This window comes from Burkholderia sp. RF2-non_BP3, from assembly GCF_001522185.1.
Taxonomy (GTDB): domain Bacteria; phylum Pseudomonadota; class Gammaproteobacteria; order Burkholderiales; family Burkholderiaceae; genus Burkholderia; species Burkholderia diffusa.
Genome location: NZ_LOSU01000005.1, coordinates 38,179 through 64,040, shown reverse-complemented (window position 1 = coordinate 64,040; position 25,862 = coordinate 38,179). Strand labels below are relative to the sequence as shown.

Sequence of the window (25,862 nt, the reverse complement as noted above, 5' to 3'; positions counted from 1 at the left end):
CGCGGCCCCTGCCGCCATGTCCCGTTCCGATGCCCCGAGCGCCGCCGGCGTACAGCTGTCCGATGACGCCGACCGCCGCGCCCGCGCGGCCGCGCTTGCCTGCATGATCGGGCTCGCGGTCGCGCTCGGCGTCGGCCGCTTCGCGTTCACGCCGCTGCTGCCGCTGATGCTCGCCGACGGCTCGATCGGCCTGAAGGCCGGCAGCTGGCTCGCGTCGGCGAACTACGCGGGCTATTTCGTCGGCGCGGTCAGCTGCGCGGCGGTGCGCGTCGCGCCGGCGCGGATGGTCCGCTTCGGGCTTGGCGCCACCGTGCTGCTGACCGCCGCGATGGGCGTCGGCCATTTGCTGCCCGTGTGGCTCGTGGTGCGCTTCGTCGCGGGCGTCGTCAGCGCATGGACGTTCGTGTTCGTGTCGCAATGGGGGCTGCGGCGGCTCGCCGAGCTGCACGCGCCCGAGTGGAGCGGGGTGATCTACGCGGGGCCCGGCGTCGGCATCGTGCTGACGGGCCTGATCGGCAGCGCACTGGCCGGCCATCGCGCGGCGCCCGGCTGGCTCGGCTTCGCGGCGCTGTCGGCGGTGCTGTCGATCGCGATCTGGCGCACGTTCGGCAGCGCGCCGGTGCCGGCGGCGGCAACCGTATCGTCGGCCGCGCGCGTCCGGCATGCGGCGACGGACGCGGCACCGCACGACGCGCGGCGCCATCGCGCCGACGCCGCATGGCTCGTCGTCCTGTACGGGATGCCGGGCTTCGGCTACATCATCACCGCGACGTTCCTGCCGGTGATCGCGCGCGCCGCGCTGCCGGCCGGCTCGCCGTGGCCGGATCTGTTCTGGCCGATGTTCGGTGCGGCGCTGATCGTCGGCGCGATCGCGGCCGCGCGGCTGCCCGGCCACTGGGACAACCGGCTGCTGCTCGCCGCCGGTTGCGCGACGCAGGCGCTTGGAATCGCGGCGGGGATCGTGTGGCCGAATGCGGCTGGCTTCTCGATCGGCAGCGCGCTGCTCGGCCTGCCGTTCACCGCGATCACGCTGTTCGCGATGCGCGAGGCGCGGCGGCTGCACGGCGAGCGCGCGGCCGGGCTGATGGGCTATGCGACCGCGTCGTACGGGGTCGGGCAGATTCTCGGCCCGCTCGTCGCGGCGCCGCTGACCGCGCGCTTCGGGTCGTTCTCGCCGGCGTTGTGGGTTGCGGCGGGTGCCTTGCTCGTCGGTGCCGCCGGCTTCGCGGCGACGGCCACACGCGGGCGTGCGCAACCGCGCATGCAACCCTGACATCATCGGGGCCGGATCGTCAGCGACGCGGGCAAACTCGCTAGAATGAAGCCTTTCCTGCGCCGGGCAGGCGTGCGAGGCGGCTTGCCGGCCGCCGTCGGCGCTTGCCAGATTCTCATCGATGACCATCGCCGACTACCGTTTTTGCCCGCGCTGCGCGCGTCCGCTGACCGAGCGCGCCGATCCCGAACACGAGGGCGGGCGTGTCCGCCAGGCCTGCCCGGACGACGAGTGCGGCTACGTCCATTGGAACAACCCGCTGCCGGTGGTGGCGGCAATCGTCGAGCTCGACGGCAAGATCCTGCTCGCGCGCAATGCGGCCTGGCCGGAGGGGATGTTCGCGCTGATCACGGGTTTCCTCGAGAACGGCGAGACGCCCGAGGACGGCATCGCGCGCGAGGTGTTCGAGGAAACCGCGCTGAAGGCCGAGCAGGTCACGCTGGTCGGCGTGTATGAATTCATCCGCAAGAACGAGCTGATCATCGCGTATCACGTGCGCGCATCGGGCACCGTCGCGCTGTCGCCGGAGCTGCTCGAATACCGGCTCGTCGAGCCGCCGTTGCTGCGCCCGTGGCGCGCCGGCACAGGCTATGCGCTGGCCGACTGGATGCGCGCGCGCGGCCTCGATTTCGAATTCGTCGATCGAGCGGGGCAGTGACGGGCCGCGCCGCTTCCGGCACGTCACCGGCCGCGCCGCGCACGATCGCGACGCGGCAACCCGCCGTTCGCCGGCGCGCCGTCTCGCACGGCTACCTCGCGCCGTCCGTTTCGTCTTCTTCCTCCTGACCGCCATCGCCATGTCCGACAAGCCGCAGCCGCGTTCCCGCGACGCCTATCGCCACTTCCTGCCGATCACGACCCGCTGGATGGATAACGACGTCTACGGACACGTGAACAACGTCGTGTACTACAGCTACTTCGACACCGTCGTGAACGAATACCTGATCCGCGCGGGTGTGCTCGACGTCGAGCACGGGCAGACGATCGGGCTCGTGGTCGAGACGCAGTGCAACTACTTCGCGCCGCTCGTGTTTCCGCAGTCGGTCGATGCGGGGCTGCGCGTCGCGAAGCTCGGCACGTCGAGCGTGCGCTACGAGATCGGGCTGTTCGCGGCAGGGGAGGCCGCGCCGGCCGCGCAGGGACATTTCGTGCATGTGTACGTCGATCGCGGCACGCGCCGCCCGGTGCCGCTGCCCGACGCGCTGCGCGCGGCGCTCGAACCGCTCGCCGGCTGACGGGCGCGTGGCGGTGCACGCGTTCGCGCTCCAGGCGTTCAACGGCCTCAGCTACGGGTTGCTGCTGTTCATGCTGTCGGCCGGCCTCACGCTGATCTTCAGCGTGCAGGGCGTGCTCAACTTCGCGCATGCGAGCTTCTACATGCTCGGCGCCTACATCGGATACAGCATCGCGGCCCGCGCGGGTTTCTGGCCCGCGCTCGCGCTCGCGCCGCTCGCGGTCGGGCTGCTCGGCGCCGGCTGCGAGCGCTGGCTGCTGCGCCGCGTACAGCCGCACGGGCACACGAGCGAGCTGCTGTTGACCTTCGGGCTCGCATATCTGATCGGCGAGGGCGCGAAATTTTTTTGGGGCCTCGCGCCGCTGCCGGCCCCGGTGCCGCCGCTGTTCGACGGCGCGCCCGTGGCCGTGTTCGGCCTCGCGCTGCCGCGCTACCGGCTCTTCATGATGGCGATGTCCACGGCGATGCTGGTGGCGCTCGGCGTGCTGCTGCGCGCGTCGCGCATCGGGCTCGTCGTGCGCGCCGCGCTCACGCACCGCGCGGCCGTCGAGGCGCTCGGCTACGACGTGCCGCGCATGATGACGGGGCTGTTCGGCGCGGGCACCGCGCTCGCGGCGCTGGCCGGCGTGATCGGCGCGCCGCTCGCGGTGATCGAACCGGCGCTGGCCGAGACCGTCGGGTCGGTCGTGTTCGCGGTCGTCGTGATCGGCGGGCTCGGCTCGCTCGGCGGCGCGTTCGTCGCATCGCTCGCGGTCGGCTTCGCGCAGACCTTCGCGGCGGCCAGCGACACGTCGTTGCGCGACCTCGCGCAATGGTCGGGCGTCGCGCTGCCCGACAGCGTCGCTGCCGTGTCGATCGCGCAGCTCGCACCGCTGGTCCCGTACCTGCTGCTCGTCGCGGTGCTGGTCGCCCGTCCGCGCGGACTGTTCGGCGAGCGCGTCGATGGCTAGCCGCGCACGGGCTGGCGCACTGCGCTGGGTGCCGTTCGCCGCGTGCCTGATCCTGCCGGCGTGGCTGTGGCCGCATGGCGCGGTGCTCGGCTATCTCGCACAGACGGCCGCGCTCGTCGTGCTCGCGCTGTCGTACAACCTGCAGCTCGGCACGACGGGGCTGCTGTCGTTCGGTCATGCCGCGTTCGCGGGCCTTGGCGCATTCGCCGCCGCACATTGGTTCAATCATGTCGGTGGCCCGCTGCCGCTGTTGCCGCTCGTCGGCGGGGTGGCCGGCGCGGGCTTCGGGTTCGTCGCCGGCCTGCTCGCGACACGCCGCGCGGGCACCGTGTTCGCGATGATCACGCTCGGCCTCGGCGAGTGCGTCGCGGCCGCGGCGTGGAGCGTGCCCGCGTGGTTCGGCGGCCTCGGCGGCGTACCGATCGATCGCGCGAGCGGCACGCCGTTGGGCGGCTGGCATTTCGGCGCGGAAACGCAGGCCTACGCCGTGATTGCCGCGTGGTGCATCGTCTCCGCGGTGGCGATGCACGCGCTGACGCGCACGCCGCTCGCGCGGCTCGCGAACGCCGTGCGCGACAACCCCGCGCGCGTTGCCGCGCTCGGCACCGAGCCGCGTCGCGTGCGGCTCGCAATGGTGACCTGCGCGTCGTTCTTCGCGGGCATTGCCGGCACGCTGACGCTGATCGACGTCGAGATCGCGACGCCCGACAGCGTGTCGATGGCGCGTTCGGCGACCGTGCTCATCGCCGCGGTGATCGGCGGCACCGGCACGTTCTTCGGGCCGGCGGCCGGCGCGGTGGTGCTGACCGCGCTGAGCATCGTCGTCGCGGGCGTGTCGCGCGCATGGGCGCTGTATCTCGGCGTGCTGTTCGTGGCGGTCGTCGCCGCCGCGCCGCGCGGGATCGCGGGCATCGCGCAGACGCTTGCGCTTGCGTCGCGCGGCGACGCGCCGCCGGCTGAGCGCTGGCGCGTGCTGTGCGGCGTTGGCGCATGTGCGTTCTGGGCCGTCGCGATCGTCTGCGCGGCCGAACTCGGCTATGCATGGCGCTTCGCGCAGGACGACGGCGCGGGCATCGCGTTCGGCGCGTGGGGCATCGACGCCGACGCGCCGGCGGGCTGGGCCGTCGCATGCTCGGCGGCCGGCATCGGCACGTTGCTGTGGGGCTGGCGCGCACGGTTCCAGAATCACCGGCACGGCAAGCGGGAGGACGGGCGATGAACGGTAACGCGATCGCGCTGCACGGGATCGTGCAGCGCTTCGGTGCGCAGACCGTGCTCGACGGCATCGAGCTGAACGTCCCGGCCGGCGAGCGTCACGCGCTGATCGGGCCGAACGGCGCGGGCAAGTCGACGCTGTTCGGCGTGATCGCCGGCGCGACGCGGCCGACGCGCGGGCGCGTCATGCTGCACGGCGTCGAGCTGCGCGGGCGCGGGCCGGTCGTGGCGAGCCGGCTCGGCATCGGCCGCAGTTTCCAGCAGACGAGCGCGTTCGCGCGATTGAGCGTGTTCGACAACCTGCGCTGCGCGGCGCTGCATGCGCCGGCCGAGCGGCGGCGCTGGTGGAACCGGCTGCGCGAATCCGCGTCGGTCGATCGCGCGGCCGCGCACGTGCTGAGCGACATCGGTCTCGATGCGCGGCGCGACACGCCGGCCGGCGAACTCGGCTACGCGGAACAGCGCGCGCTCGATCTCGGCATCGCGCTCGCGAGCGGCGCGCGCACGCTGCTGCTCGACGAACCGACGGCCGGCATGAACCGCGATCAGGCGGCGCGGATGATCGCGCTGATCCGCGCGACGACGCAGGGCCGCACGGTGCTGATGATCGAGCACGACATGGATGCGGTGTTCGGCTTCGCCGAGCGCATCACGGTGCTCGTGCGCGGCGCGGTGGTCGCGACCGGCGCACCCGACGCGATCCGCGCGGACCCGGCCGTGCGTGCGGCCTATCTTGGCGAGGGCGCATGAGCGTGCTGCTCGACATTCGCGGCCTGCGCGCGTGGTACGGAATGCAGCCCGTGCTCGACGGCGTCGATCTCGCGCTCGCGCCGGGCGAGACGCTCGCGCTGCTCGGCCGCAACGGCTCGGGCCGCTCGACGCTCGCGAAGGCCGTGATGGGGCTCGTACGCACCGCGGGCTCGGTGCGCATCGCCGGCGCCGAATGCGCGGGCGCGCGCACGTTCGAGATCGCGCGGCGCGGGGTCGCTTACGTCGCTGAAAGCCGCGACGTGTTTCCGCTGCTGAGCGTGCGCGACAACCTGCGGCTCGGGCTGCGCGGCGTGAACGGCGCGGCCGAACGCGCGGCGCTCGACCGGTTGCTCGCGCGCTTTCCGCTGCTGGCCGCGCGGGCGGACGTGAAGGCCGGACGGCTGTCGGGCGGCGAACAGCAGGTGCTCGCGCTGGTGCGTGCGCTCGCCGGCCGCCCGCGCGTGCTGATCGTCGACGAACCGGCCGAAGGGCTCGCGCCGCTCGCGGTCGACGAGGTCGGCGCGTGTCTCGCCGCGCTGCAGGCCGACGGCGTCGCGATCCTGCTGATCGAGCAGCGGCTGCAGCTCGCGCCGCGGCTCGCGCGGCGCGTCGCGGTGATGGGGCGCGGTCGGATCGTCTACGACGGCCCGCTGGACGGGCTCGGCGCCGACGTCGTCAGTGCATGGTTGAGTGCCGGCTGACCGTCCGTCCGCCGATTGTTCGGATAACTCCGCCAGTCAATTCGCGTCGAGCCGCTTTATCGCCGCCGCGCGAGCCGCCAATATTGCCAGCAAGGCCGGTGTGCGCCGCGACTGGCGCGATCGGCACCCATCCATCGAAAGTCTTCCGACTGAGGAATGAAATCATGAGCAAGCTGGCAAGCAAGGTAGCGATCGTCACGGGCGGCTCCAAGGGGATCGGCGCCGCGATCGCGAAGGCGCTGGCCGCCGAAGGCGCGGCGGTCGTGGTCAACTACGCGAGCAGCAAGGCCGGTGCCGACGCGGTCGTGAGCGCGATCGTCGAGGCGGGCGGCCGCGCGGTCGCGGTCGGCGGCGACGTGTCGAAGGCAGCGGACGCCCAGCGCATCGTCGACACCGCGATCGAGACCTATGGCCGTCTCGACGTGCTGGTCAACAATTCCGGCGTGTACGAATTCGCGCCGATCGAGGCGATCACCGAAGAGCACTACCGCCGGCAATTCGACACGAACGTGTTCGGCGTGCTGCTGACCACGCAGGCCGCCGTCAAGCATCTCGGCGAAGGCGCGAGCATCATCAACATCAGCTCGGTGGTGACGAGCATCACGCCGCCCGCGAGCGCCGTATACAGCGGCACGAAGGGCGCCGTCGACGCGATCACCGGCGTGCTCGCACTCGAGCTTGGCCCGCGCAAGATCCGCGTGAACGCGATCAACCCGGGCATGATCGTGACCGAAGGCACGCACAGCGCGGGCATCATCGGTTCGGATCTCGAGAAGCAGGTGCTCAGCGAAACGCCGCTCGGCCGCCTCGGCGAGCCGGACGACATCGCGTCGGTCGCCGTGTTCCTCGCATCGGACGACTCCCGCTGGCTGACCGGCGAGCGCCTCGTCGCGAGTGGCGGGCTGCACTAACCGCGCGAGTCGGCGCGCGCGGCTACGCGCTCATCGCGAGCGCGTTCGCGCCGACATGCCAGCGCAGGCTTTCGACGACGAGTGCGTGATCGCATGCGTCGTCGAGCCCCACGATCGTCATCGCGCCGACGATGCCGCCGCCGGCAAGCCGCAACGGCACGCCGCCGCCGTCGAGCGCATAGTCGACCTCCGACAATCCCTGCGACTGCAACGACCAGCCGGCGCGGCGAAAGCGCGCGCCGACCTCGAGCGAACTGACGCCGAAACGGAACACCGTGTTCTGTCGTCGGCGGATCGCGTCGCTGTCGTTCGCGCGGCTGCCGTCGAGCGCGCAGTAGAACAGCGGCGCGGCTTCGCCGACGATGCCGACCGCGATCGGCAGCCCGCGGCGCGCGGCGAGATTGACGGCGATGTCGCCGAGCCGGCGCGCGACGTCGGCATCGAAGTGCGACAGCGTCGGAGCCGACGCGGTGTCGCCGAAGGGCGCGGGTGCGAAGCGGGGGAAGGGGGGCGCCATGGCAGCTCCGTGTCGTCGCAAATCCGGCTCGGGCACGCGTTCTCGTCCTGCGTGTCGTGCGCGAGCCGTCGATCGTTCAGCGCATCAACGCGTCAGCGCCTGGGTGCCGCGTCGAGCATCCATTCGTGCGCGGGGTCGTTCCTGAATGCCCACGCGCGGCTCGGCCCGGCCATCACGTTCAGGTAATACAGGTTGTAGCCATGCGGCGCGACCACCGGGTGATAGCCGCGCGGCACCATCACCACGTCGTGGTTCTCGACCGCGCACGTCTCGTCGAGGCTGCGATCGTCCGTGTATACGCGCTGAAACGCAAAACCCTGCGGCGGATCGATCCGGTGGTAATAGGTTTCCTCGAGCGACGTTTCGTCCGGCGCCGCGTCGCGATCGTGCTTGTGCGGCGGATAGCTGCTCGAGTGGCTCGCGGGCGTGATCACTTCGACGACGAGCAGCCGATCGGCGGCCGGGTTGTCGCCCATCAGGATGTCGCACACGTAGCGCGTGTTGGTGCCTTGCCCGCGCACCGCGCGCCGCATCCGTTCGCCGTCGAGGCGCTGCACGCGCTTGTCGCCGCTCGCGTAAGGCGCGGTGCACAGCGCGACTTCCGCATCGCGTGTCGCGACCAGCGTGACGGTCTTGCCGCCCGGCACGTACAGCGCGTCCGGCGACACTTCCTCGAACACGCTGTCGCGCTTGCCGAGCGCATCGTAGGTCTCGCCGTCGACTTGCGCGCGCAGCGTGCCCGTGAGCACGACGACGCACAGTTCGCGCGCGCCGGTATCGAGCGTTTCGGTGTCGCCGGTCTTCAGGCGCAGCGCGCGAAAGCCGACGTGTTTCCAGCCGGCCGACTCGGGCGTCACGTTGCAGATTTCGCGGTCGGCGGATGCCTTGACCAGCAGGGGTGAAATCGTCATGGAACGGGGCTCCACAATGGGGTGACAGCGGGGTGACGGGGCTTAAGCGCTCAACCGGTCGACGATCGCGCGCAGCGATTCGTAGCCCTTCTTCGCATATTGATAGCTCGGCGCGACGGCCGGGTCCTGCTCGGCTTCGACCACGAGCCAGCCTTCGTAGCCGGCGTCCTTCAGCGTGCGCAGCGTCGCTTCGTAATCGAGCGCGCCGTCGCCCGGCACCGTGAAGGTGCCGTTGATCACGCCGTTCAGGAAGCTCCAGCCGCCGTTGCGCGCCTGCGTGACGACCTGCGGCCGCACGTCCTTGCAGTGCACGTGCACGACGCGCGACACGTGTTTCTTCAGCAGTGCGACCGGATCGGCCGCGCCGCCGAAATACGCGTGGCCCGTGTCGAACAGCAGGAACACCTTCGCCGGATCGGTCAGCGCCATCAGCCGGTCGACGTCGGCGGGCGATTCGACGTATGCGCCCATGTGGTGATGGTAGGCGAGCTTGATCCCGTAGGTCTCGAGCAGGTGCGCGCCGAATGCGTCGAGGCGTGCCGCGTAGCGTCGCCAGGCTTCGTCGTCGACGAAACGCGGACGCTTCGCGACCGGCGTGTCGATGCTGCCCTGGATCGTGCCCGCGCATTCGCCGTACACCACGACCTTCACGTCGTTGAACTGCAGCTTCGTCATGTGCGCGCGGCAGCGCTCGATTTCGGCGGCGAGCGCATCGGCATCGCTCATGCCGGGTTCGACTTCCGCGAGGAAGCCCGAATACCAGCCCGACACGCATACGAGCCCGAATTCGGCGAGCTTCGCCTTCAGCTCGGGGCCCGTTTTCGGAAACTTGTTGCCGAGCTCGAAGCCCGCATAGCCGATTTCGGCGCCTTCCTTCAGCGCCGTCTCGAGCGGCGTCTCGCCGCCGAGCGACGGCAGGTCGTCGTTCATCCACGACAGGGGATTGATACCGATGCGAACGTTCCAGCTCATGACTTGCTTCCTTGGTTCGATTGTTGTCGTCGCGGGGCGGAGGATTGAAACGGGGAGCGTGTCAGCGCCGCTGCCGGGTCTTCGCGTAGAGATACGCGCGATGCGCATCGCCGACGCCGGCGCGCGCGGACACCTGCGGCACCGCGACTTCCCACCATGCGCCGCCGTCCGCGGTCGTGCGCTCGTGCGTCGTGTCGATCACGATGACCTGGCTCGTCTTCGCCGCGCGCGCACGCGTCATTTCGCTGCGCAGTTCGCCGACGTCGCGCACGTGCACGGCTTCGGCGCCCATCGCGCGCGCATGCATCGCGAAGTCGATCGTCGAGCGTTCGCCGCCTTCGGGCACGCAGTCGTCGAGCATGTTGTTGAAGCTCGCACCGCCGCAGTTCAGCTGCAGCCGCTCGATGCAGCCGTAGCCGCGGTTGTCGAGGATCACGACGATGATCTTGCGGCCGAGCATCACGGACGTCGCGAGTTCAGCATTGAGCATCATGTACGAGCCGTCGCCGACGATCACGATCACTTCGCGCTCGGGCCGCGCGAGCTTCGCGCCGAGGCCGCCCGCGACCTCGTAGCCCATGCACGAGTACGCGTAGTCCATGTGATAGTTGCCCGGCACGCCGCTGCGCCACAGCTTGTGCAGCTCGGCCGGCAGCGTGCCGGCCGCGCACACGACGAGATCGTCGCGCGCGCTGTCGCGCTCCGCGTCGGCCGCGGAGTCGCGCACCGCGCCGATCACTTCCGCGTCGTACGGCAGCGTGTCCTTCGGCACGCGCGTGGTCAGCTCGGTCACGCGCGCGTTCCACGCGGCGGCCTGGTCGCGGTTCGCGGCGGTCCACGCCGCCTCCGCCTGCCAGCCCGCGAGCGCGGCCGACAACTGGCCGAGGCCGGTGCGCGCGTCGGCGATCAATTGCCGGCCGCGTTTCTTGCCCGCATCGAACGGCTGTACGTTCAGGCTCAGCAGCGTCGCGTTGCCGAACAGCGCGTGCGAGCCGGTCGTGAAGTCCTGCAGGCGCGTGCCGACCGCGAATACCACGTCGGCCTGCGCGGCCGCGCGGTTCGCGGCGGGCGAGCCCGTCACGCCGATCGAGCCGAGGTTCAGCGGGTGGTCCCACGCGAGGCTGCCCTTGCCGGCCTGCGATTCGGCGACCGGCACGCCGTGCGTGTCGGCGAACGTGCGCAACGCGTCCCATGCCTGGCTGTACAGCACGCCGCCGCCGGCGACGATCAGCGGCTTCTTCGCGGCCTTCAGCACGTCCAGCGCGTCCGCGAGTTCGAGCGCGTCGGCGGGTGGCCGGCGCATCCGGATCACCGGCGGCGCGAAGAAATCTTCCGGCCAGTCGTACGCGAAGGTCTGCACGTCCTGCGGCAGCGCGAGGCACACGGGCCCGCACTGCGCGGGGTCGGTCATCACCTGGATCGCGCGCGGCAGCGCGACGAGCAGCTGCTCCGGCGACGCGATCCGGTCGAAGTAGCGCGTCACCGGCCGGAAGCAGTCGTTCGCGCTGACGTCGCCCTGTTCGAAATCCTCGACCTGCTGCAGCACCGGATCGGGCAACCGCGACACGAACACGTCGCCGGGCAGCAGCAACAGCGGCAGCCGCCCGACGTGCGCGAGCGCGGCGGAGGTCAGCATGTTGGTCGCGCCGGGGCCGATGCTCGACGTCGCGGCCATCATCCGCTGGCGGAAATTCGCTTTCGCGAACGCGACGGCCGCATTCGCCATGCCTTGCTCGTTGTGCGCGCGGAACGTCGGCAGCCGGTCCTTTTCGGCGTGCAGCGCCTCGCCGAGCCCGGCCACGTTGCCGTGCCCGAAGATCGCGAACACGCCGCCGCAGTACGGCAGGATTTCGGTGCGGCCGTCCGGCTGGACGACTTCGGCGCGCAGGGCGGCCAGGTAGCGCACGAGCGCCTGGCTGACGGTCAGTCTCACGGTGGTGGTCATCGTCTGTCGATCAGGGGGAGTCGGGTGGTCATCACGGACATCTGCATCAGGCTGCCGCCGCGGCGCGCGCGGCGGCACGGCGGCCGAGCCAGGCGTCGACCAGCTGCGCGAAATTGCCGGCCACTTCGTCGATCAGCGCCTGATCGTCGATCCGGCCGGCGAGCCAGTGCAGCGACGCGTCGGCCCACAGCGTGCGGCCGACCATGAAGCCCTTGACGATCGGATTGGTCGCCGAGCGGAAGCTGTCGACGAGATACTGCAGCGGCTGGTTCAGCCCGAGGATCACCGCGCCGCGGCAGTACGGATCGCGCTCGGCCACGAGCGTTTCGAGCCGTGCCCAGCCGTCGGCGCTCATCGGCGCGAGCTTCCACCACTCGGGCATCACGCCGAGGTTGTAGAAGCGCGCGACCGTGCGCAGCACCGCGTCGTCCTCGGTGCCGGCCGGCGTGACGGCGCGCGGCGGAATGATTTCCAGCAGCAGCTCGTTGCCGCTCGCGCGCGTGGCTTCCCACAGCTCCAGCACGCGCTGCTCCTGCGCGACGCGCAGGTCGACGTCGTCGTCGGGGTGGTAGTGGACGAGGCACTTCACGACCTGCTCGGTCGGCCAGTGCGTGAGCGACGAGCCGACCGAGCGCGTGTCGTCGAAACACAGCGGCCGCGAGCCGGGCAGTTCGACCGGCCGGCCGACCCACCAGCCGCGGCCGGTGGCCGACGCGAGCGCGTCGCTGCCGTACGCGCCGCCGTCGATCAGCACGCCGACATGGCCTTCGATATGGCGATCGCGTTCGACCTGTTCGGCCGCGCGCACGAGCAGGCGCTTCAGCGTCTTGATCCGCGCCTCGTCCGCGCCGGCCTGGACCGCGAGTTCGTAGAACTGGCTGCGATGGTCGAACGCCATCACGCACAGGTCGTCCCATTCGCGGCGCGGCACCGTCACGCGATGCAGGTGCGCGAGCGTGCGATCGGCGTCCACCCGCGGATTGCGGCTGCCGCCGAACCAGTGCGCGAGTTCGGCCGGCGTCGGCATCGCGGCGGAACACGCGTGGCGCGACACGACGATCGCTCCGCACGCGTTCGCGATGCGCGTCGATTCGGCCCAGTCGCGCCCGCGCAGCAGCCCGGACAGCAGGCCGGACAGAAACGCGTCGCCCGCGCCGAGCACGTTCAGCACGTCGACGCGTTCGCCGTGGAAGGTTGGCGCATCCTCGATGCGCGCGGGGATGTCGCCCTCGATCACGCAGCAGCCGAGCGCACCGCGCTTGACCACCAGCGCCGCGCCGCTTGCGCGACGCACGGCCTGCAGCGATGCGATCAGGTCGTGCGGCACGCCGCCCGCGATCAGGAATTCCTCCTCGGTGCCGACCAGCAGGTCGAACTCGCCGAGCACCTGCTGCAACTGGCGCGTGACCTGCGCGTCCGGCACGTAGCGGTTCTCGCCCGCGCCGCGCGCGGTCAGCCCCCACAGCACCGGCCGGTAGTCGATGTCGAGAATGCGCACGACACCGTGGCGGCGCGCGTAGCCGAGCGCGGTCAGCGATGCCTCGCGGGTGCCCGGCGTCGACAGATGGGTGCCGGTGATCGCGAGCGCGCGGCAACCGGCGATGAAGTCCTCGCGGATTGCGTCGGCGCGCACGGCCATGTCCGCGCAGTTCTCGCGCACGAACAGCAGCGGGAACGTGTCGCGATCCTTCAGACCGAGCAGCACCAGCGCGGTCAGCCGTTCCGGATCCGTCTGCAGCTGGCTCGTGTCGCAGCCTTCGCGCTCGAGCGTCTCGCGCACGAAGCGGCCCATCTGCTCGTCGCCGACGCGCGAGATCATCGCGGTCTTCAGCCCGAGCCGGGCGACGCCGAACGCGACGTTGCCCGACGAGCCGCCGAGATACATCTGGAAGCTGCGCGCGTCTTCCAGGCGGCTGCCGTACTGTTGCGCGTAAAGGTCCACGGCGACGCGGCCGAGGCAGGCGAGATCGATGGGGCGGTCAGTCGGAAAGTTCAACGGGCTCATATCACGTATCACGCTCGCGGCCGGCGTTCGACCTTGCCGGCGGATTGGGGACCGATCCAGCGACGGATCTTCGTCGCATGTCGCGACGCGACGCGAATGCGCGTGCCGCAACGACTCGGGCTACGGAACGGAGTCTAGACTTTTTGGAAATCCAGTTCCCTAGGTGAAATCACGTAGAAATAAATTTCCAAATTTTCGACGAAGTGATCTACAGTTTCATCCGGATGCTTCAGTCCGTTATCGGACTCGGCCCGGCGGCGCGCAACGCGCCGTTTTCCGCCCCCCGGAGATGAGGAGACAGAGTGATCATGAAGACCAAGCTGATGGCCGCCGCGGCCGCCGCGATCCTGGCCATGCCGCTCGCGCATGCCGAGAAGATCGGCGTGACGATGGCATCGTTCGACGACACGTTCCTGACGATCCTGCGCAACAGCATCGGCGACGCGGCGAAGAAGGACGGCGCGACCGTACAGATCGAGGACGGCGGCAACGACGTCGGCAAGCAGTTGAGCCAGGTCCAGAACATGATCGCGCAGAAGGTCGACGCGATCATCGTGAATGCGGTCGACACCGACGCGACGCCGAAGATCACGAAGATGGTGACCGCCGCGAAGATTCCGCTCGTCTACGTGAACCGCAAGCCGGTCGATTTCGACAAGCTGCCGGCCGGCGTCGCGGTGGTCGCGTCCGACGAGAAGCAGTCGGGCACGCTGCAGGCGCGCCAGGTGTGCAAGCTGCTCGGCGGCAAGGGCGACATCCTCGTGCTGATGGGCGAGCTGTCCAACGAGTCGGCGCGCGCGCGCACCAAGGACATCGAGGAGGTGATCGCGACCAAGGACTGTTCCGGCATGAAGATCGTCGACAAGCGCGAAGGCAAGTGGAGCCGCACGCAGGGCCAGGACATCACGATGAACTGGCTGAGCTCGGGGACGAAGTTCGACGCGATCGTGTCGAACAACGACGAAATGGCGATCGGCGCGATCAACGCGCTGAAGGCCGCGCGCAAGCTGACGCCGAAGACGGTCGTCGCGGGCATCGACGCGACGCCGGACGGGCTCGCGGCGATGAAGAGCGGCGACCTGAAGGTGTCCGTGTACCAGAACGCGGCCGGGCAGGGGGCGCAGGCCGTCGCGACCGCGCTGAAGCTCGCGAAGAAGCAGCCGGTCGACCGCTACGTGAACGTGCCGTTCGAGCTGGTCACGCCGGAGAACATGAACCAGTACGCGAAGCACTGACCGGTTTTTCCGCTGAACTGCGCGAGCCCGGCGCGTCCGGGTTCGCGTGTGACTTTCGAGGAACGTCCATGTTTACAGCCAGGATGGCGCGCTCGATGGCCAGCGAAAGCGCGCCGGCCGCCTCGTTCGCCGCGTCGGGCTCGTCCGGTGCGCCCGTCGACGATTGCCTGCTCGAGGTGCGCGGCGTCGGCAAGTCGTTTCCCGGCGTCGTCGCGCTCGACGGCGTGCAGTTCCGCGTGCGCCGCGGCACCGTGCATGCGCTGATGGGCGAGAACGGCGCCGGCAAGTCGACGCTGATGAAGATCATCGCCGGCGTCTACACGCCCGACCAGGGCGAGATCCTGATCAACGGCGAGCCGGTCGTGCTGAGCGGTCCGCTCGACGCGCTCGATCGCGGGATCGCGATGATCCATCAGGAACTCAACCTGATGCCGTACATGACGGTCGCGGAGAACATCTGGATCCGCCGCGAACCGAAGAACCGCTTCGGCCTGATCGATCACGCCGAGCTGCGCCGCCGCACCGCCGCGCTGTTCGAGCGGCTGTCGATCGACATCGACCCCGAAGCCGACGTGCGCACGCTGACGGTTGCGAGCCGCCAGATGGTCGAGATCGCGAAGGCGGTGTCGTTCGACTCGGACGTGCTGATCATGGACGAGCCGACCTCCGCGCTGACCGACAAGGAGGTCACGCACCTGTTCCGGATCATTCGGCAGCTGCGCGAGCAGGGCAAGGGCATCGTCTACATCACGCACAAGATGAACGAGCTGTTCGAGATCGCCGACGAGTTCTCGGTGTTCCGCGACGGCAAGTACATCGGCACGCATGCGTCGACCGACGTCACGCGCGACGACATCATCCGGATGATGGTCGGACGCGAGATCACGCAGATGTTCCCGAAGGAGGAGGTGCCGATCGGCGACGTCGTGCTGGCCGTGAAGAACCTCGGCGTCGACGGCGTGTTCCGCGACGTCAGCTTCGAGCTGCGCGCGGGCGAGATCCTCGGCGTCGCGGGCCTCGTCGGCTCGGGGCGCTCGAACGTCGCGGAGGCGCTGTTCGGCGTCGTGCCGGCGACCTCGGGCGAGATCCGGATCGACGGCAAGCCGGTGCGAATTTCCACGCCCGCGCAGGCGATGAAGCACGGGATGGCGTTCCTCACCGAGGACCGCAAGGACACCGGCTGCTTCCTGAATCTCGACCTGCTCGCGAACATGGAAGCGGCAGTGCTCAGCAACCGCTACGTGAAGTTCAATTTCGTGCGGCAGGCGCAGTTGAAGCGCGATTGCGAGGAAATGAGCCGGATGCTGCGCGTGAAGACGCCGGGGCTGCACGAGGAAATCCAGAACCTGTCGGGCGGCAACCAGCAGAAGGTGCTGATCGGCAGATGGTTGCTGACGCAACCGCGCATCCTGATCCTCGACGAGCCGACGCGCGGGATCGACGTCGGCGCGAAGGCCGAGATCCACCGGCTCGTCAGCGCGCTCGCCGCCAAGGGCGTCGCGGTTCTGATGATCTCGTCGGAAATGCCGGAAGTGCTCGGCATGAGCGACCGCGTGATGGTGATGCACGAAGGCCGGATGACCGGCATCGTCGAGCGCAAGGACGCCGACCAGGTCCGCATCATGGACCTGGCCTCGCGCTGAGCCGCAACAAGCATGGAGACAACTGAAATGGGCAACCTGAACCCGGTCGCGGACGCACAGTCCATGACGATCAAGACGCGGCACGCGAAGTGGCCGCCCGAACTGAGCATCTTCCTCGTGCTGGTGGGCATCAGCCTGTTCTTCGAGGTGATCGGCTGGCTCGTCGTCGGGCAGAGCTTCCTGTTCAACGCGGAGCGGCTCGAGATCATCGTGTTGCAGATGGCCGTGATCGGCATCATCGCGGTCGGCGTGAACCTCGTGATCATCACCAGCGGGATCGACCTGTCGTCGGGGTCGGTCGTCGCCGCGGCGGCCGTCGTGTCGGCCAGCCTCGCACAGGTATCCGATTTTCCGCGCGCGGTGTTCCCGCACCTGACCGACCTGCCGGTCATCTGGCCGGTGCTGGCCGGCGTGTGCGTCGGCCTGCTGGTCGGACTCCTGAACGGCTCGCTGATCGCGCTGACGGGGATCCCGCCGTTCATCGCGACGCTCGGCACGATGGTTGCCGCGCGCGGCTTCGCGAAGTGGTTCACCAACGGGATGCCGGTGTCGATGCTGACCGATCAGTTCGCGGCGATCGGCGCGGGCGCGAACCCGGTGATCATCTTCGTCGTGGTGGCGGCGATCTTCCACGTCGTGCTGCGCTACACGCGCTTCGGCAAGTACACGTACGCGATCGGCGCGAACCGCCACGCGGCCGTCGTGTCGGGCATCAACGTGACGCGCCACCTGGTGTTCGTCTATGCGATCGCGGGCTTGCTGAGCGGAATCGCGGGCACCGTGACGGCCGCGCGTGCGATCTCCGGCCAGTCGGGCATGGGCGTGATGTACGAGCTCGACGCGATCGCGGCCGTCGTGATCGGCGGCACGTCGCTGTCGGGCGGTCTCGGGCGCGTGACGGGCACCGTGATCGGCGTGCTGATCCTCGGCGTGATGACGTCGGGCTTCACGTTCATCCGGATCGACGCGTATTACCAGGAAATGGTCAAGGGCGCGATCATCGTCGCGGCCGTGATCGCCGACCAGTATCGCAACAAGAAGTCGCGGCGCTGATTCGCCACGTCCGAATGCTCAACCTTCCGGGAAGAAGATGAAGATCGCTCTGGATCCCTACATGATTCGCCACCTGCCGCTCGACCGGCTGCCGCATGCCGTCGCCGAGCTCGGCTACGACCAGATCGAGCTGTCGCCGCGCAGCGACTTTCTCGACTGGTGGGTGATGCCGCGCGCGACGCGCGAGCGCATGGCCGCGTTCCGGCACGCGTTGCGCGCAAGCGGCGTGGGCCTCGCGTCGCTGCAGCCGATGTATCGCTGGGCCAGCCCGTTCGACGACGAGCGGCAGTGGGCCGTGCGCTGCTGGAAGAAGGCGATCGAGGTCGCGCTCGAGATGGAATGCCCGCTGATGGTGTCCGAATTCGGGCGCGGCGCGTCGCCGGAGCGCTCGGTCGGCGAACGGCCGGGCGCGAACCCGAAGGAGCTGTGCGAAGCCGCGTGGTTCCGTTCGATGGACGAACTGCTGCCGATCCTCGAGCGCGAACGCATCGTGCTGTCGGTCGAGCCGCATCCGGAGGACTGGATCGAGCAGCTGCAGCCGGCGATCGACATCGTCACGAACATCGGCTCGCCGTCGCTGAAACTGTCGTACATCGCGCCGCACACGTTCTACTACGGCGACGACATGGCGGCGATGATCGCGGCCGCCGCGCCGATCCTCGCGCACGTGCGCGTGGCCGACACCTTCGATCACCGCAAGAGCAGCCAGCTACGCTACATCGTGAACCCGCCGGGCTCGAACCAGATCCGCGTGCACCAGCATCTCGACATCGGGCAGGGCGAGATCGACTGGGACGTGTTTTTCCGCGCACTCGGCAGCGTCGGCTTCGACGGCGTGATGTCGTCGTGCGTGTTCGCGTGGGAGGACCGCGCCGAAGCGTCGTCGCGCTACATGCGCGACACGATCCAGCGCTACGTCGAGCGCCATTTCGATCGGGCGACCGCGCGCTGACCCGCCTGGAACCATTGCTGACCGGCGCGGCGCGGGCCGTGCCGTTGATGAACGACAGACTGGAGATATCCGGATGACCTTGCAAATCGGCGTGATCGGCTGCGGCGCGATCGGCCAGGACCATATCCGCAGGCTCACACGCACGCTGTCCGGCGCGCGCGTGGTGGCCGTCAACGACATCGATCCGCAGCAGGCGCGCGACGCGGTGACGAAGTACGGGCTCGACGCGGAAATCTACGGCGACGGCCACGAGGTGGTCGCGGCCGCCGACGTGCAGGCCGTGCTCGTCACGTCGTGGGGGCCGACGCACGAAGCGTTCGTGCTCGACGCGATCGCGCACGGCAAGCCGGTGTTCTGCGAGAAGCCGCTCGCGGTGACGGCCGACGGCTGCATGCGCATCGTCGAGGCCGAGGTCGCGCACGGCAAGCGGCTCGTGCAGGTCGGCTTCATGCGGCCGTACGACGAAGGCTATCGCGCGCTGAAGCGCGTGATCGACGGCGGCGAGATCGGCGCGCCGCTGATGCTGCATTGCGCGCACCGCAACCAGTCGGTCGGCGAGCGCTATACGACCGACATGGCGATCACCGACACGCTGATCCACGAACTCGACGTGCTGCGCTGGCTGCTCGGCGAGGACTACACGAGCGCGCAGGTCGTCTACCCGAAGAAGACGCGTCATGCGAGCGCGCATCTCGCCGATCCGCAGATCGTGCTGCTCGAAACCGCGAGCGGCGTGCGCATCGACGTCGAGATCTTCGTCAACTGCCAGTACGGCTATGACATCCAGTGCGAGGTGGTCGGCGAGAACGGCATCGCGAAGCTGCCCGATCCGCCCGCGGTCGGGCTCAAGCATGCGGCGCGGCAGTCGGTCGAGATCATGACCGACTGGAAAGAGCGCTTCATCGCGTCGTACGACGTCGAGCTGCAGGCGTTCGTCGACGGCGTGCGACACGGGGCGCTGACCGGCCCGTCCGCATGGGACGGCTATGCGGCGGCGGTCGCGGCCGATGCGTGCGTGCGCGCGCAGCAGAGCGGGGCGGTCGAGCCGATCGCGATGGCCGAACGTCCGGCGTTTTATCGCGGCTGAACAGGCTGAACACGCTGATACCGGGCCGCGTGTTCATGCGGCCACGCTCGCGGCCGCGCGCCGCTTTCCTGATGAACCGACCGACATGACGATGAAGATTGGCTGCGCGCCCTGCTGCTGGGGCGTCGACGATGTGAAGAACCCGCACCTGCCGCCGTGGCGGCGCGTGCTCGCCGAAGCTGCGGAGGCGGGCTATTCGGGCATCGAGCTCGGCCCGTACGGCTACATCCCGCTCGAGCTCGACGTGGTGAGCGCCGAGCTCGAACGGCAGCGCTTGAGTATCACCGCCGGCACGATCTTCGACGACCTGGTGTCGCCGGAGAACCTGCCGAACCTGCTGCGCCAGACGCGCGAGATTTGCGCGCTCATCTCGCGCTTGCCGAAGCTGCCGACGCAGCCGGGTCAGCGCCATGCGGCGCCGTACCTGGTCGTGATGGACTGGGGGCACGACGAACGCGACTACGCGGCCGGCCATGCCGATCGTGCGCCGCGCCTGTCCGACGAGCGCTGGGCGCGCATGGTCGACCACATTCGCGAGATCGCGACGATCGCGCGCGACGAATTCGGCGTGCGCGCGGTGATCCATCCGCATGCGGGCGGCTACATCGAGTTCGCGGACGAGATCGACCGGATCGTCGCCGACATCGCTGCCGATACGGCGGGCCTCTGTCTCGACACCGGGCACCTGTACTACTCGGGGATGGATCCCGAGACGTGGCTGCGCCGTCACGCGGCGCGGCTCGACTACGTGCATTTCAAGGATATTGACGCGGCCGTGTACCACGCGGTGATGGGCGAACACATCGCGTTCTTCGCGGCGTGCGCGCGCGGCGTGATGTGCCCGATCGGCAACGGCGTGCTCGACTACCGCGCGATCCGTCGCGCGCTCGACGACATCGGCTATGCGGGCTACATCACGATCGAACAGGAGCGCGATCCGCGCAATGCCGGCACGAGCCTGCGCGACGTCGCGGCGAGCCGCGCGTTCCTCGCGTCGGCCGGATTCGCGTAATCGGCCGTCGGCCCAGACATTCTGAACACTGAACACGGACAGGAACACGACAATCATGATCGACGGACAGATTCTGCTCGGACATTCGATTCCCTGGGGCATGGTCGGCGGCGGGCTCGGCAGCCAGATCGGCTACAGCCACCGGTCGGCCGCGTTGCGCGACGGCAGCTTCCGGCTGGTCGCCGGCGCATTCGACATCGATGCCGAGCGCGGCCGGCAGTTCGGCGTGAAGCTCGGCGTCGACGCCGAGCGCTGCTATTCCGACTACCGGACGATGTTCGAGGTCGAGGCGAAGCGCGCCGACGGCATTCGCGCGGTGTCCATCGCGACGCCGAACAATACGCACTTCGAAATTTGCCGCGCGGCGCTGAACGCGGGGCTTCATGTGGTTTGCGAGAAGCCGCTCTGCTTCACGACCGAGGAGGCCGAGACGCTGCAGCGGCTGTCCGTCGAGAAGAACCGCATCGTCGGCGTCGCGTACGGTTATTCAGGTCACCAGATGATCGAGCAGGCGCGCGAAATGATCGCGCGCGGCGATCTCGGCGAGATCCGCATCGTGCAGATGCAGTTCGCGCACGGCTTCCACAGCGAGGGCGTCGAGGCCGCGAGCGCGGCCGCCCGCTGGCGCGTCGACCCGAAATTCGCGGGCCCGAGCTACGTGCTCGGCGACATCGGCACGCATCCGCTGTACATCTCGGAAGTGATGGCGCCCGAGCTGAAGATCCGCCGTCTGATGTGCTCGCGGCAAAGCTTCGTGAAGAGCCGCGCGCCGCTCGAGGACAACGCGTTCACGATCATGGAATACGACACGGGCGCGATCGGCTACGTCTGGTCGAGCGCGGTGAACGCGGGCTCGATGCACGGGCAGAAGGTGCGCGTGATCGGCTCGAAGGCGAGCGTCGAATGGTGGGACGAACATCCGAACCAGTTGCGCTACGAAATCCAGGGGCAACCCGCGCAGGTGCTCGATCGCGGAATGGGCTATCTGCATCCGCACGCCTTGCGCGAGGATCGCATCGGCGCCGGGCATCCGGAAGGGCTGTTCGAAGCGTGGTCGAACCTGTATGCGCGTTTCGCGCTCGCGATGGACGCGGCCGACCGCGGCGACGCGCAGGCATTGAAGCAGATCCGCTTTCCGGACGTCCACGCGGGCGTCGAAGGCGTGCGCTGGGTCGAGAACTGCGTGCGGTCCGCCGATGCGGGCGGCGTGTGGGTCGACTATCGTTGAGCCATGGACGGCCGATGCGCGTCATCGGCCAGCGGCGGCGGGTGTCGGCGTCCGCGTCGGTAGACGCCCTAATCTTTACGGCACGGCGAGCGCGTTGGAAAATCGTTTCCATTACCGCCGTGGAGCGTGTGCAGGTGATGATCGAGCGCGTGGGAGCGAGCGTGCGGCGCGGTCCGTGCCGCAAACGTGATTAAATTCGCCCTTCATGCATGTGTACAGGTGAGTCCCGGGCGGCGTGCGTCGGTATCGCGCGCGCATCGGGGCCGTCAACTTCGCGCTATCCGATGAGTTCATCCGAGAAACCTCCCGCCACCGTCGAGCAGTTCCTGCAGCATCTGACGCAGGAGTACGACGGCCTCAGCAATCGCTTGAAGGTGATCGCGCGTCACGTGGAAACGCATCGGGACCAGCTTGGCCTGGAAGGCATCCAGTCGCTCGCGGAGGCGTGCGGGGTCCAGCCGTCGGCCGTCGTGCGGTTCGCGAAGCATTTCGGCTTTTCCGGCTTCTCCGAGATGCAGCGATTGTTCCGCGAGGGCCTGGCCCAGCAGATCGCGCCGGGCCGCGCGTACAACCTGCGATTGCGCGACGTGATCGAATCGGGCTCGTCGAGCCTGCAACCCGAGCAGATTGCCGACGAATTCATCAAGGGCAGCATTGCCGGGATGCAACAGTTGCGGCAGACGCTCGACCCGCAGGCGCTCGCGCAGGCCGTCGACCTGCTCGCCGACACGCAGGCGATCTGGATCGCCGGCTCGCGCCGCGCGTTTCCGATCGCCGTCTATCTCGACTACGCGCTGCAGCACACCGACAAGCGCATCGGCCTGTTCAGCGCGCTCGGCAGCATGCATCTCGGGCAGATCCGGTCGGTGCGCGAGGGCGACGTGATGATCGTGATCTCGTTCATGCCGTATGCGGACGAGACGGTGCAGGTCGCGCAGCAGGCCGTGCAGCGCGGCGCGCGCCTGATCGCGATCACCGACAGCCGGATGAGCCCGCTGGCGCGGGAGGCCGAGGTGACGCTGATGGTGCAGGACAGCGCGACGTTCGGGTTCCGTGCGCTGACCGCGACGATGGGCCTCGCGCAGAGCCTGTTCGTGGCGCTCGCCTATCGGCTCGAGCTGTCGTACCTGCCGACCGCCGACGGCGGCCACGACACGAAGGCCGGCTGACGCCGACCTTGCGCATGCGTGCCGCCCGCGGGCACATCCGGCGGGCGGCATGCGCATCGCGCTTACTTCGCGGTCGGCATCGCGAATTCCGCGCCCTTGCCGATGCTCGACGCCCAGCGCTGCATCACCGACTTCTGGCGCGTGTAGAAGCGCACGCCTTCCTCGCCGTATGCATGCATGTCGCCGAACAGGCTCTTCTTCCAGCCGCCGAAGCCGTGCCATGCCATCGGCACCGGGATCGGCACGTTGATGCCGACCATGCCGACCTGGATGCGCCGCGCGAATTCGCGTGCGATGCCGCCGTCGCTCGTGAAGCACGACACGCCGTTGCCGAACTCGTGCGCGTTGATCAGGTCGACCGCTTCGCCGAAGTCCTTCACGCGCACGCAGCCGAGCACGGGCCCGAAGATTTCCTCCTTGTAGATGCGCATGTCGGGCGTCACATGATCGAACAGTGTGCCGCCGGTGAAGAAGCCCGCCTCGCGGCCCGGCACGCGCAGCCCGCGCCCGTCGACCACGAGCTGCGCGCCTTCGCTGACGCCTTGCTCGATATAGCCTTCGATACGCTTGAGCGCTTCGCCGGTGACGATCGGACCCATCTCGACTTCCGGCGACATCCCGTCGCCGATCACCAGCTTGCGCGCGCGCTCGGCGACCGCCGGCACGATCTTGTCGGCCACGTCGCCGACCAGCACCGCGACGCTGATCGCCATGCAGCGTTCGCCCGCCGAGCCGTACGCGGCGCCGATCAGCGCGTCGACCGCCTGCTCGATGTTCGCGTCGGGCATCACGACGAGGTGGTTCTTCGCGCCGCCGAGCGCCTGCACGCGCTTGCCCGACTGCACCGCGCGCTGCTGCACGTAAGCCGCGATCGGCGTCGAGCCGACGAAGCTGACGGCCTGCACGTCCGGATGGTCGAGCAGCGCGTCGACCGCGCCCTTGTCGCCCTGCACGACGTTGAACACGCCGGCGGGCAGGCCGGCCTGCGTGAGCAGGTCGGCCATGAACAGCGCCGCCGACGGGTCGCGTTCGCTCGGCTTCAGCACGAACGTGTTGCCCGTCGCGAGCGCGACCGGGAACATCCAGCACGGCACCATGCACGGAAAGTTGAACGGCGTGATCCCGGCGACGACGCCGAGCGGCTGGCGCATCGTCCAGTTGTCGATGCCGGTGCTGACCTGATCGGTGAAGTCGCCCTTCAGCAGCTGCGGCACGCCGCATGCGAATTCGATGATGTCGATGCCGCGCGCGACCTCGCCCTGCGCGTCGGAGAACACCTTGCCGTGCTCGGCCGTGATGATCGCCGCGAGCGCGTCGCGGTGTTCGTTCATCAGCTGCAGGAAGCGGTGCAGCACGCGTGCGCGGCGGATCGGCGGCGTGGCGGCCCAGGCCGGGAATGCGGCGTGGGCGGATGCGACGGCCTGCTGCACCTCGTCGTCGCCGGCGAGCGCGACGCGGCGCACCGCGCGGCCGAGCGCCGGATTGAGGACGTCCTGGAAGCGGCCGCTGCGGCCGGCAACGGGCGCGCCGTCGACATAGTGGCCGACGTCGGCGTCGGACGTATAGGCGGGAACCGGGTTCATCGTGTCTCCTGGGATGGGGGTGGACGGAACCTAGTCTAGGCAAAGCGGCGGGGCGGGAGAAGGCCGCGCAGCTTGATTCACTGTTCAGAATTTTGAATAATCGGCGAATGAATCAGCAAAATGTCCAGGCGCTCTGGCCGCACATCCATTCGCTGACGGTGCTGGCGGCGGCAGGCAGTTTCACCGCCGCCGCGCAGCGGCTCGGCATCAGCAAGGCCGCGATGAGCCAGCGCATCGCCGATCTCGAGAAGGCGGCCGGCGTGCCGCTGGTGCGGCGCACGACGCGCAGCGTGCGGCTCACCGACGCGGGGCAGACGCTGGTCGACAGCACCCGCGACGCGTTCGAATCGATCGGCCAGCACTTCGCGCGCGTGAAGGACCTGGCCGGCGAGCCGCGCGGGCTGCTGCGCGTGACGGCGCCCGTCGCGCTCGGGCGTCAGCAGGTCGTGCCGCACTTGCCCGATTTCCTGCGGCAGCATCCGGGCGTGCATATCGAACTCGATCTGTCCGACCGGCTGCATTCGCTGACGCAGGAGGGTTTCGACCTCGCGATCCGCCATACGACGACGGCGCCGCAAACCCACGTCGCGTGGAAGCTGTGCGACACGCGTTCGTTGCTGGTCGCGAGCCGGGACTACCTCGACGCGCGCGGCACGCCGCGCCACCCGCGCGAGCTCGTCGACCACAGCTGCCTGTGCTATCTGCGCGACAACGAACCGGCGGCGTGGAGCTTCGAGCCGGACGGCCGCCGGCGCCAGCGCGTGAGCGTGCCCGTGCGCGGCAGCTTCGCGGCGAACAACAGCGAGGCGATGCGCGAGGCCGCGCTCGGCGGGCTCGGCATCGCGCTGCTGCCGGATTTCAGCGCGCGGCGCGATCTCGACGCCGGCCGGCTCGTCGCGCTGCTCGACGGCTGGCGACCGTCGGGCGCGTTCGGCGACCACATCTTCGCGATCCGGCCGTACAGCCCGGTCGTGCCGAGCGCGGTGCGCGCGCTCGTGAGGCACCTGCGCGAGCGGCTCGCGGGCGGTTTCACGGGCGCCTGACGGGCGAGGGCGGGTGCGCCGCGTCGTATGGCCGGGCTCCGGCCGCGCGGGCAGGGGTGGCCGCGCTGCGGTAAAATCGCCGCTTCCTCCCGCGCCCGTGTGGCGCGTCATTCGAAGGTCGACAGCCGATGCAGATTCACAAGGAAGTGGATGCGCGCGGGCTCAATTGCCCGTTGCCGATCCTGCGCGCCAAGAAAGCGCTCGCCGATATGGAGAGCGGGCAGATCCTCAAGGTGCTCGCGACCGATCCGGGCTCGCAGCGCGATTTCGCCGCGTTCGCGAAGCAGACGGGCAACGAGATCGTCGAAGTGACGACCCAGGACAAGACGTTCGTGTTCCTGATGCGCCGCCGCTGACGGCCCGCATCACGCGCCGCTTGCGGCAACCGCACGGGCAGCGCCCGTTGCGGTCCGGCCGCGCCTCTGACACCTCTGACAATTCTTAAACCTCGTCGCACGGTCGGCTGCGTATAC

24 protein-coding genes are annotated in these 25,862 nt (G+C 69.2%); 18 read left to right on the top strand and 6 right to left on the bottom strand.

The features are described from left to right. Positions 1–16: 16 nt before the first annotated feature. The 8 genes from WS45_RS01565 (at position 17) to WS45_RS01530 (ending at position 7,034) form a co-directional block, all read left to right on the top strand. On the top strand, positions 17–1,273 hold the full coding sequence (locus tag WS45_RS01565) for a YbfB/YjiJ family MFS transporter (RefSeq protein ID WP_059697807.1): 1,257 nt from the start codon (positions 17–19) through the stop codon (positions 1,271–1,273). Between the two features lie 121 nt (positions 1,274–1,394). After that, positions 1,395–1,931 (top strand): NUDIX domain-containing protein, encoded by a 537-nt coding sequence (locus WS45_RS01560; protein WP_059524079.1) that lies wholly within the window; start codon positions 1,395–1,397, stop codon positions 1,929–1,931. A 139-nt stretch (positions 1,932–2,070) separates the two neighbouring features. Next, positions 2,071–2,508, top strand: a complete 438-nt coding sequence (locus WS45_RS01555; RefSeq protein ID WP_059606502.1) for an acyl-CoA thioesterase — start codon at positions 2,071–2,073, stop codon at positions 2,506–2,508. A gap of 13 nt (positions 2,509–2,521) precedes the next feature. Next, complete coding sequence (locus WS45_RS01550; protein ID WP_059697830.1) at positions 2,522–3,457, top strand: branched-chain amino acid ABC transporter permease; 936 nt, start codon at positions 2,522–2,524, stop codon at positions 3,455–3,457. Continuing rightward, positions 3,450–4,676 carry a branched-chain amino acid ABC transporter permease gene (locus WS45_RS01545; protein ID WP_059697806.1) on the top strand — a complete coding sequence of 409 codons (1,227 nt, stop codon included), beginning with the start codon at positions 3,450–3,452 and terminating at the stop codon, positions 4,674–4,676. Before WS45_RS01550 ends, WS45_RS01545 begins: the two co-directional genes overlap by 8 nt. After that, entirely contained in the window at positions 4,673–5,422 is a 750-nt protein-coding gene (locus WS45_RS01540; protein WP_059697805.1) for an ABC transporter ATP-binding protein, read from the top strand. Before WS45_RS01545 ends, WS45_RS01540 begins: the two co-directional genes overlap by 4 nt. Then, complete coding sequence (locus WS45_RS01535) at positions 5,419–6,123, top strand: ABC transporter ATP-binding protein (RefSeq protein ID WP_059697802.1); 705 nt, start codon at positions 5,419–5,421, stop codon at positions 6,121–6,123. Before WS45_RS01540 ends, WS45_RS01535 begins: the two co-directional genes overlap by 4 nt. A 164-nt stretch (positions 6,124–6,287) precedes the next feature. Further along, a complete protein-coding gene (locus WS45_RS01530) occupies positions 6,288–7,034 on the top strand; it encodes a glucose 1-dehydrogenase (RefSeq protein ID WP_059524088.1) in 747 nt (248 codons plus the stop codon). Positions 7,035–7,056: 22 nt separating this feature from the next. Here the strand turns inward: WS45_RS01530 and WS45_RS01525 are convergent, their stop codons facing one another. The 5 genes from WS45_RS01525 to WS45_RS01505 all read right to left on the bottom strand — a co-directional run bounded on the left by WS45_RS01525 (position 7,057) and on the right by WS45_RS01505 (position 13,384). Continuing rightward, positions 7,057–7,551 carry a heme-degrading domain-containing protein gene (locus tag WS45_RS01525; protein ID WP_059697800.1) on the bottom strand — a complete coding sequence of 165 codons (495 nt, stop codon included), beginning with the start codon at positions 7,549–7,551 and terminating at the stop codon, positions 7,057–7,059. 92 nt (positions 7,552–7,643) lie between these two features. Continuing rightward, complete coding sequence (gene iolB, locus WS45_RS01520) at positions 7,644–8,462, bottom strand: 5-deoxy-glucuronate isomerase (protein ID WP_059697798.1); 819 nt, start codon at positions 8,460–8,462, stop codon at positions 7,644–7,646. Positions 8,463–8,504: 42 nt separating this feature from the next. Continuing rightward, a complete protein-coding gene (gene iolE, locus WS45_RS01515; protein ID WP_059467705.1) occupies positions 8,505–9,434 on the bottom strand; it encodes a myo-inosose-2 dehydratase in 930 nt (309 codons plus the stop codon). A gap of 61 nt (positions 9,435–9,495) precedes the next feature. After that, positions 9,496–11,379: a 3D-(3,5/4)-trihydroxycyclohexane-1,2-dione acylhydrolase (decyclizing) gene (iolD, locus tag WS45_RS01510; protein WP_059697796.1), complete on the bottom strand. Its 1,884-nt coding sequence runs from the start codon at positions 11,377–11,379 to the stop codon at positions 9,496–9,498. Between the two features lie 46 nt (positions 11,380–11,425). Next, on the bottom strand, positions 11,426–13,384 hold the full coding sequence (locus WS45_RS01505; protein WP_059697795.1) for a bifunctional 5-dehydro-2-deoxygluconokinase/5-dehydro-2-deoxyphosphogluconate aldolase: 1,959 nt from the start codon (positions 13,382–13,384) through the stop codon (positions 11,426–11,428). 308 nt (positions 13,385–13,692) lie between these two features. Between WS45_RS01505 and WS45_RS01500 the strand changes: the two genes are divergently transcribed. The 8 genes from WS45_RS01500 to WS45_RS01465 all read left to right on the top strand — a co-directional run bounded on the left by WS45_RS01500 (position 13,693) and on the right by WS45_RS01465 (position 22,763). Beyond that, entirely contained in the window at positions 13,693–14,619 is a 927-nt protein-coding gene (locus tag WS45_RS01500; protein WP_059524100.1) for a sugar ABC transporter substrate-binding protein, read from the top strand. A 68-nt stretch (positions 14,620–14,687) separates the two neighbouring features. Then, positions 14,688–16,262 (top strand): sugar ABC transporter ATP-binding protein, encoded by a 1,575-nt coding sequence (locus tag WS45_RS01495; RefSeq protein WP_059697793.1) that lies wholly within the window; start codon positions 14,688–14,690, stop codon positions 16,260–16,262. Positions 16,263–16,289: 27 nt separating this feature from the next. Next, on the top strand, positions 16,290–17,315 hold the full coding sequence (locus WS45_RS01490; protein ID WP_040143986.1) for an ABC transporter permease: 1,026 nt from the start codon (positions 16,290–16,292) through the stop codon (positions 17,313–17,315). 37 nt (positions 17,316–17,352) lie between these two features. Continuing rightward, complete coding sequence (locus WS45_RS01485) at positions 17,353–18,267, top strand: sugar phosphate isomerase/epimerase family protein (protein ID WP_059524104.1); 915 nt, start codon at positions 17,353–17,355, stop codon at positions 18,265–18,267. Between the two features lie 73 nt (positions 18,268–18,340). After that, a complete protein-coding gene (locus tag WS45_RS01480; RefSeq protein WP_059690893.1) occupies positions 18,341–19,354 on the top strand; it encodes a Gfo/Idh/MocA family oxidoreductase in 1,014 nt (337 codons plus the stop codon). 85 nt (positions 19,355–19,439) lie between these two features. After that, positions 19,440–20,366 carry a TIM barrel protein gene (locus WS45_RS01475; RefSeq protein WP_059690894.1) on the top strand — a complete coding sequence of 309 codons (927 nt, stop codon included), beginning with the start codon at positions 19,440–19,442 and terminating at the stop codon, positions 20,364–20,366. Between the two features lie 55 nt (positions 20,367–20,421). Continuing rightward, entirely contained in the window at positions 20,422–21,594 is a 1,173-nt protein-coding gene (locus WS45_RS01470; RefSeq protein ID WP_059690895.1) for a Gfo/Idh/MocA family protein, read from the top strand. 284 nt (positions 21,595–21,878) lie between these two features. Continuing rightward, positions 21,879–22,763 (top strand): MurR/RpiR family transcriptional regulator, encoded by an 885-nt coding sequence (locus tag WS45_RS01465; protein ID WP_059524114.1) that lies wholly within the window; start codon positions 21,879–21,881, stop codon positions 22,761–22,763. A gap of 62 nt (positions 22,764–22,825) precedes the next feature. Here the strand turns inward: WS45_RS01465 and WS45_RS01460 are convergent, their stop codons facing one another. Beyond that, complete coding sequence (locus tag WS45_RS01460; RefSeq protein WP_059697791.1) at positions 22,826–24,346, bottom strand: CoA-acylating methylmalonate-semialdehyde dehydrogenase; 1,521 nt, start codon at positions 24,344–24,346, stop codon at positions 22,826–22,828. 107 nt (positions 24,347–24,453) lie between these two features. On the opposite strand from WS45_RS01460, the gene WS45_RS01455 reads away from it, so the two are divergent. Together WS45_RS01455 and WS45_RS01450 are read left to right on the top strand one after the other, a co-directional pair. After that, complete coding sequence (locus tag WS45_RS01455; RefSeq protein ID WP_059697788.1) at positions 24,454–25,389, top strand: LysR family transcriptional regulator; 936 nt, start codon at positions 24,454–24,456, stop codon at positions 25,387–25,389. Between the two features lie 128 nt (positions 25,390–25,517). Continuing rightward, positions 25,518–25,745 carry a sulfurtransferase TusA family protein gene (locus WS45_RS01450; RefSeq protein WP_006753156.1) on the top strand — a complete coding sequence of 76 codons (228 nt, stop codon included), beginning with the start codon at positions 25,518–25,520 and terminating at the stop codon, positions 25,743–25,745. Positions 25,746–25,862: the final 117 nt, after the last annotated feature.

What these genes read in the sequence shown, in the direction of transcription:
- WS45_RS01565 (WP_059697807.1), top strand. Translation starts at nt 17, where the DNA reads ATGTCCCGTTCCGATGCCCCGAGCGCCGCCGGCGTACAGCTGTCCGAT.
- WS45_RS01560 (WP_059524079.1), top strand. Translation starts at nt 1,395, where the DNA reads ATGACCATCGCCGACTACCGTTTTTGCCCGCGCTGCGCGCGTCCGCTG.
- WS45_RS01555 (WP_059606502.1), top strand. Translation starts at nt 2,071, where the DNA reads ATGTCCGACAAGCCGCAGCCGCGTTCCCGCGACGCCTATCGCCACTTC.
- WS45_RS01545 (WP_059697806.1), top strand. Translation starts at nt 3,450, where the DNA reads ATGGCTAGCCGCGCACGGGCTGGCGCACTGCGCTGGGTGCCGTTCGCC.
- WS45_RS01540 (WP_059697805.1), top strand. Translation starts at nt 4,673, where the DNA reads ATGAACGGTAACGCGATCGCGCTGCACGGGATCGTGCAGCGCTTCGGT.
- WS45_RS01535 (WP_059697802.1), top strand. Translation starts at nt 5,419, where the DNA reads ATGAGCGTGCTGCTCGACATTCGCGGCCTGCGCGCGTGGTACGGAATG.
- WS45_RS01530 (WP_059524088.1), top strand. Translation starts at nt 6,288, where the DNA reads ATGAGCAAGCTGGCAAGCAAGGTAGCGATCGTCACGGGCGGCTCCAAG.
- WS45_RS01525 (WP_059697800.1), bottom strand. Translation starts at nt 7,551, where the DNA reads ATGGCGCCCCCCTTCCCCCGCTTCGCACCCGCGCCCTTCGGCGACACC.
- iolB (WP_059697798.1), bottom strand. Translation starts at nt 8,462, where the DNA reads ATGACGATTTCACCCCTGCTGGTCAAGGCATCCGCCGACCGCGAAATC.
- iolE (WP_059467705.1), bottom strand. Translation starts at nt 9,434, where the DNA reads ATGAGCTGGAACGTTCGCATCGGTATCAATCCCCTGTCGTGGATGAAC.
- iolD (WP_059697796.1), bottom strand. Translation starts at nt 11,379, where the DNA reads ATGACCACCACCGTGAGACTGACCGTCAGCCAGGCGCTCGTGCGCTAC.
- WS45_RS01505 (WP_059697795.1), bottom strand. Translation starts at nt 13,384, where the DNA reads ATGAGCCCGTTGAACTTTCCGACTGACCGCCCCATCGATCTCGCCTGC.
- WS45_RS01500 (WP_059524100.1), top strand. Translation starts at nt 13,693, where the DNA reads ATGAAGACCAAGCTGATGGCCGCCGCGGCCGCCGCGATCCTGGCCATG.
- WS45_RS01495 (WP_059697793.1), top strand. Translation starts at nt 14,688, where the DNA reads ATGTTTACAGCCAGGATGGCGCGCTCGATGGCCAGCGAAAGCGCGCCG.
- WS45_RS01490 (WP_040143986.1), top strand. Translation starts at nt 16,290, where the DNA reads ATGGGCAACCTGAACCCGGTCGCGGACGCACAGTCCATGACGATCAAG.
- WS45_RS01485 (WP_059524104.1), top strand. Translation starts at nt 17,353, where the DNA reads ATGAAGATCGCTCTGGATCCCTACATGATTCGCCACCTGCCGCTCGAC.
- WS45_RS01480 (WP_059690893.1), top strand. Translation starts at nt 18,341, where the DNA reads ATGACCTTGCAAATCGGCGTGATCGGCTGCGGCGCGATCGGCCAGGAC.
- WS45_RS01475 (WP_059690894.1), top strand. Translation starts at nt 19,440, where the DNA reads ATGACGATGAAGATTGGCTGCGCGCCCTGCTGCTGGGGCGTCGACGAT.
- WS45_RS01470 (WP_059690895.1), top strand. Translation starts at nt 20,422, where the DNA reads ATGATCGACGGACAGATTCTGCTCGGACATTCGATTCCCTGGGGCATG.
- WS45_RS01465 (WP_059524114.1), top strand. Translation starts at nt 21,879, where the DNA reads ATGAGTTCATCCGAGAAACCTCCCGCCACCGTCGAGCAGTTCCTGCAG.
- WS45_RS01460 (WP_059697791.1), bottom strand. Translation starts at nt 24,346, where the DNA reads ATGAACCCGGTTCCCGCCTATACGTCCGACGCCGACGTCGGCCACTAT.
- WS45_RS01455 (WP_059697788.1), top strand. Translation starts at nt 24,454, where the DNA reads ATGAATCAGCAAAATGTCCAGGCGCTCTGGCCGCACATCCATTCGCTG.
- WS45_RS01450 (WP_006753156.1), top strand. Translation starts at nt 25,518, where the DNA reads ATGCAGATTCACAAGGAAGTGGATGCGCGCGGGCTCAATTGCCCGTTG.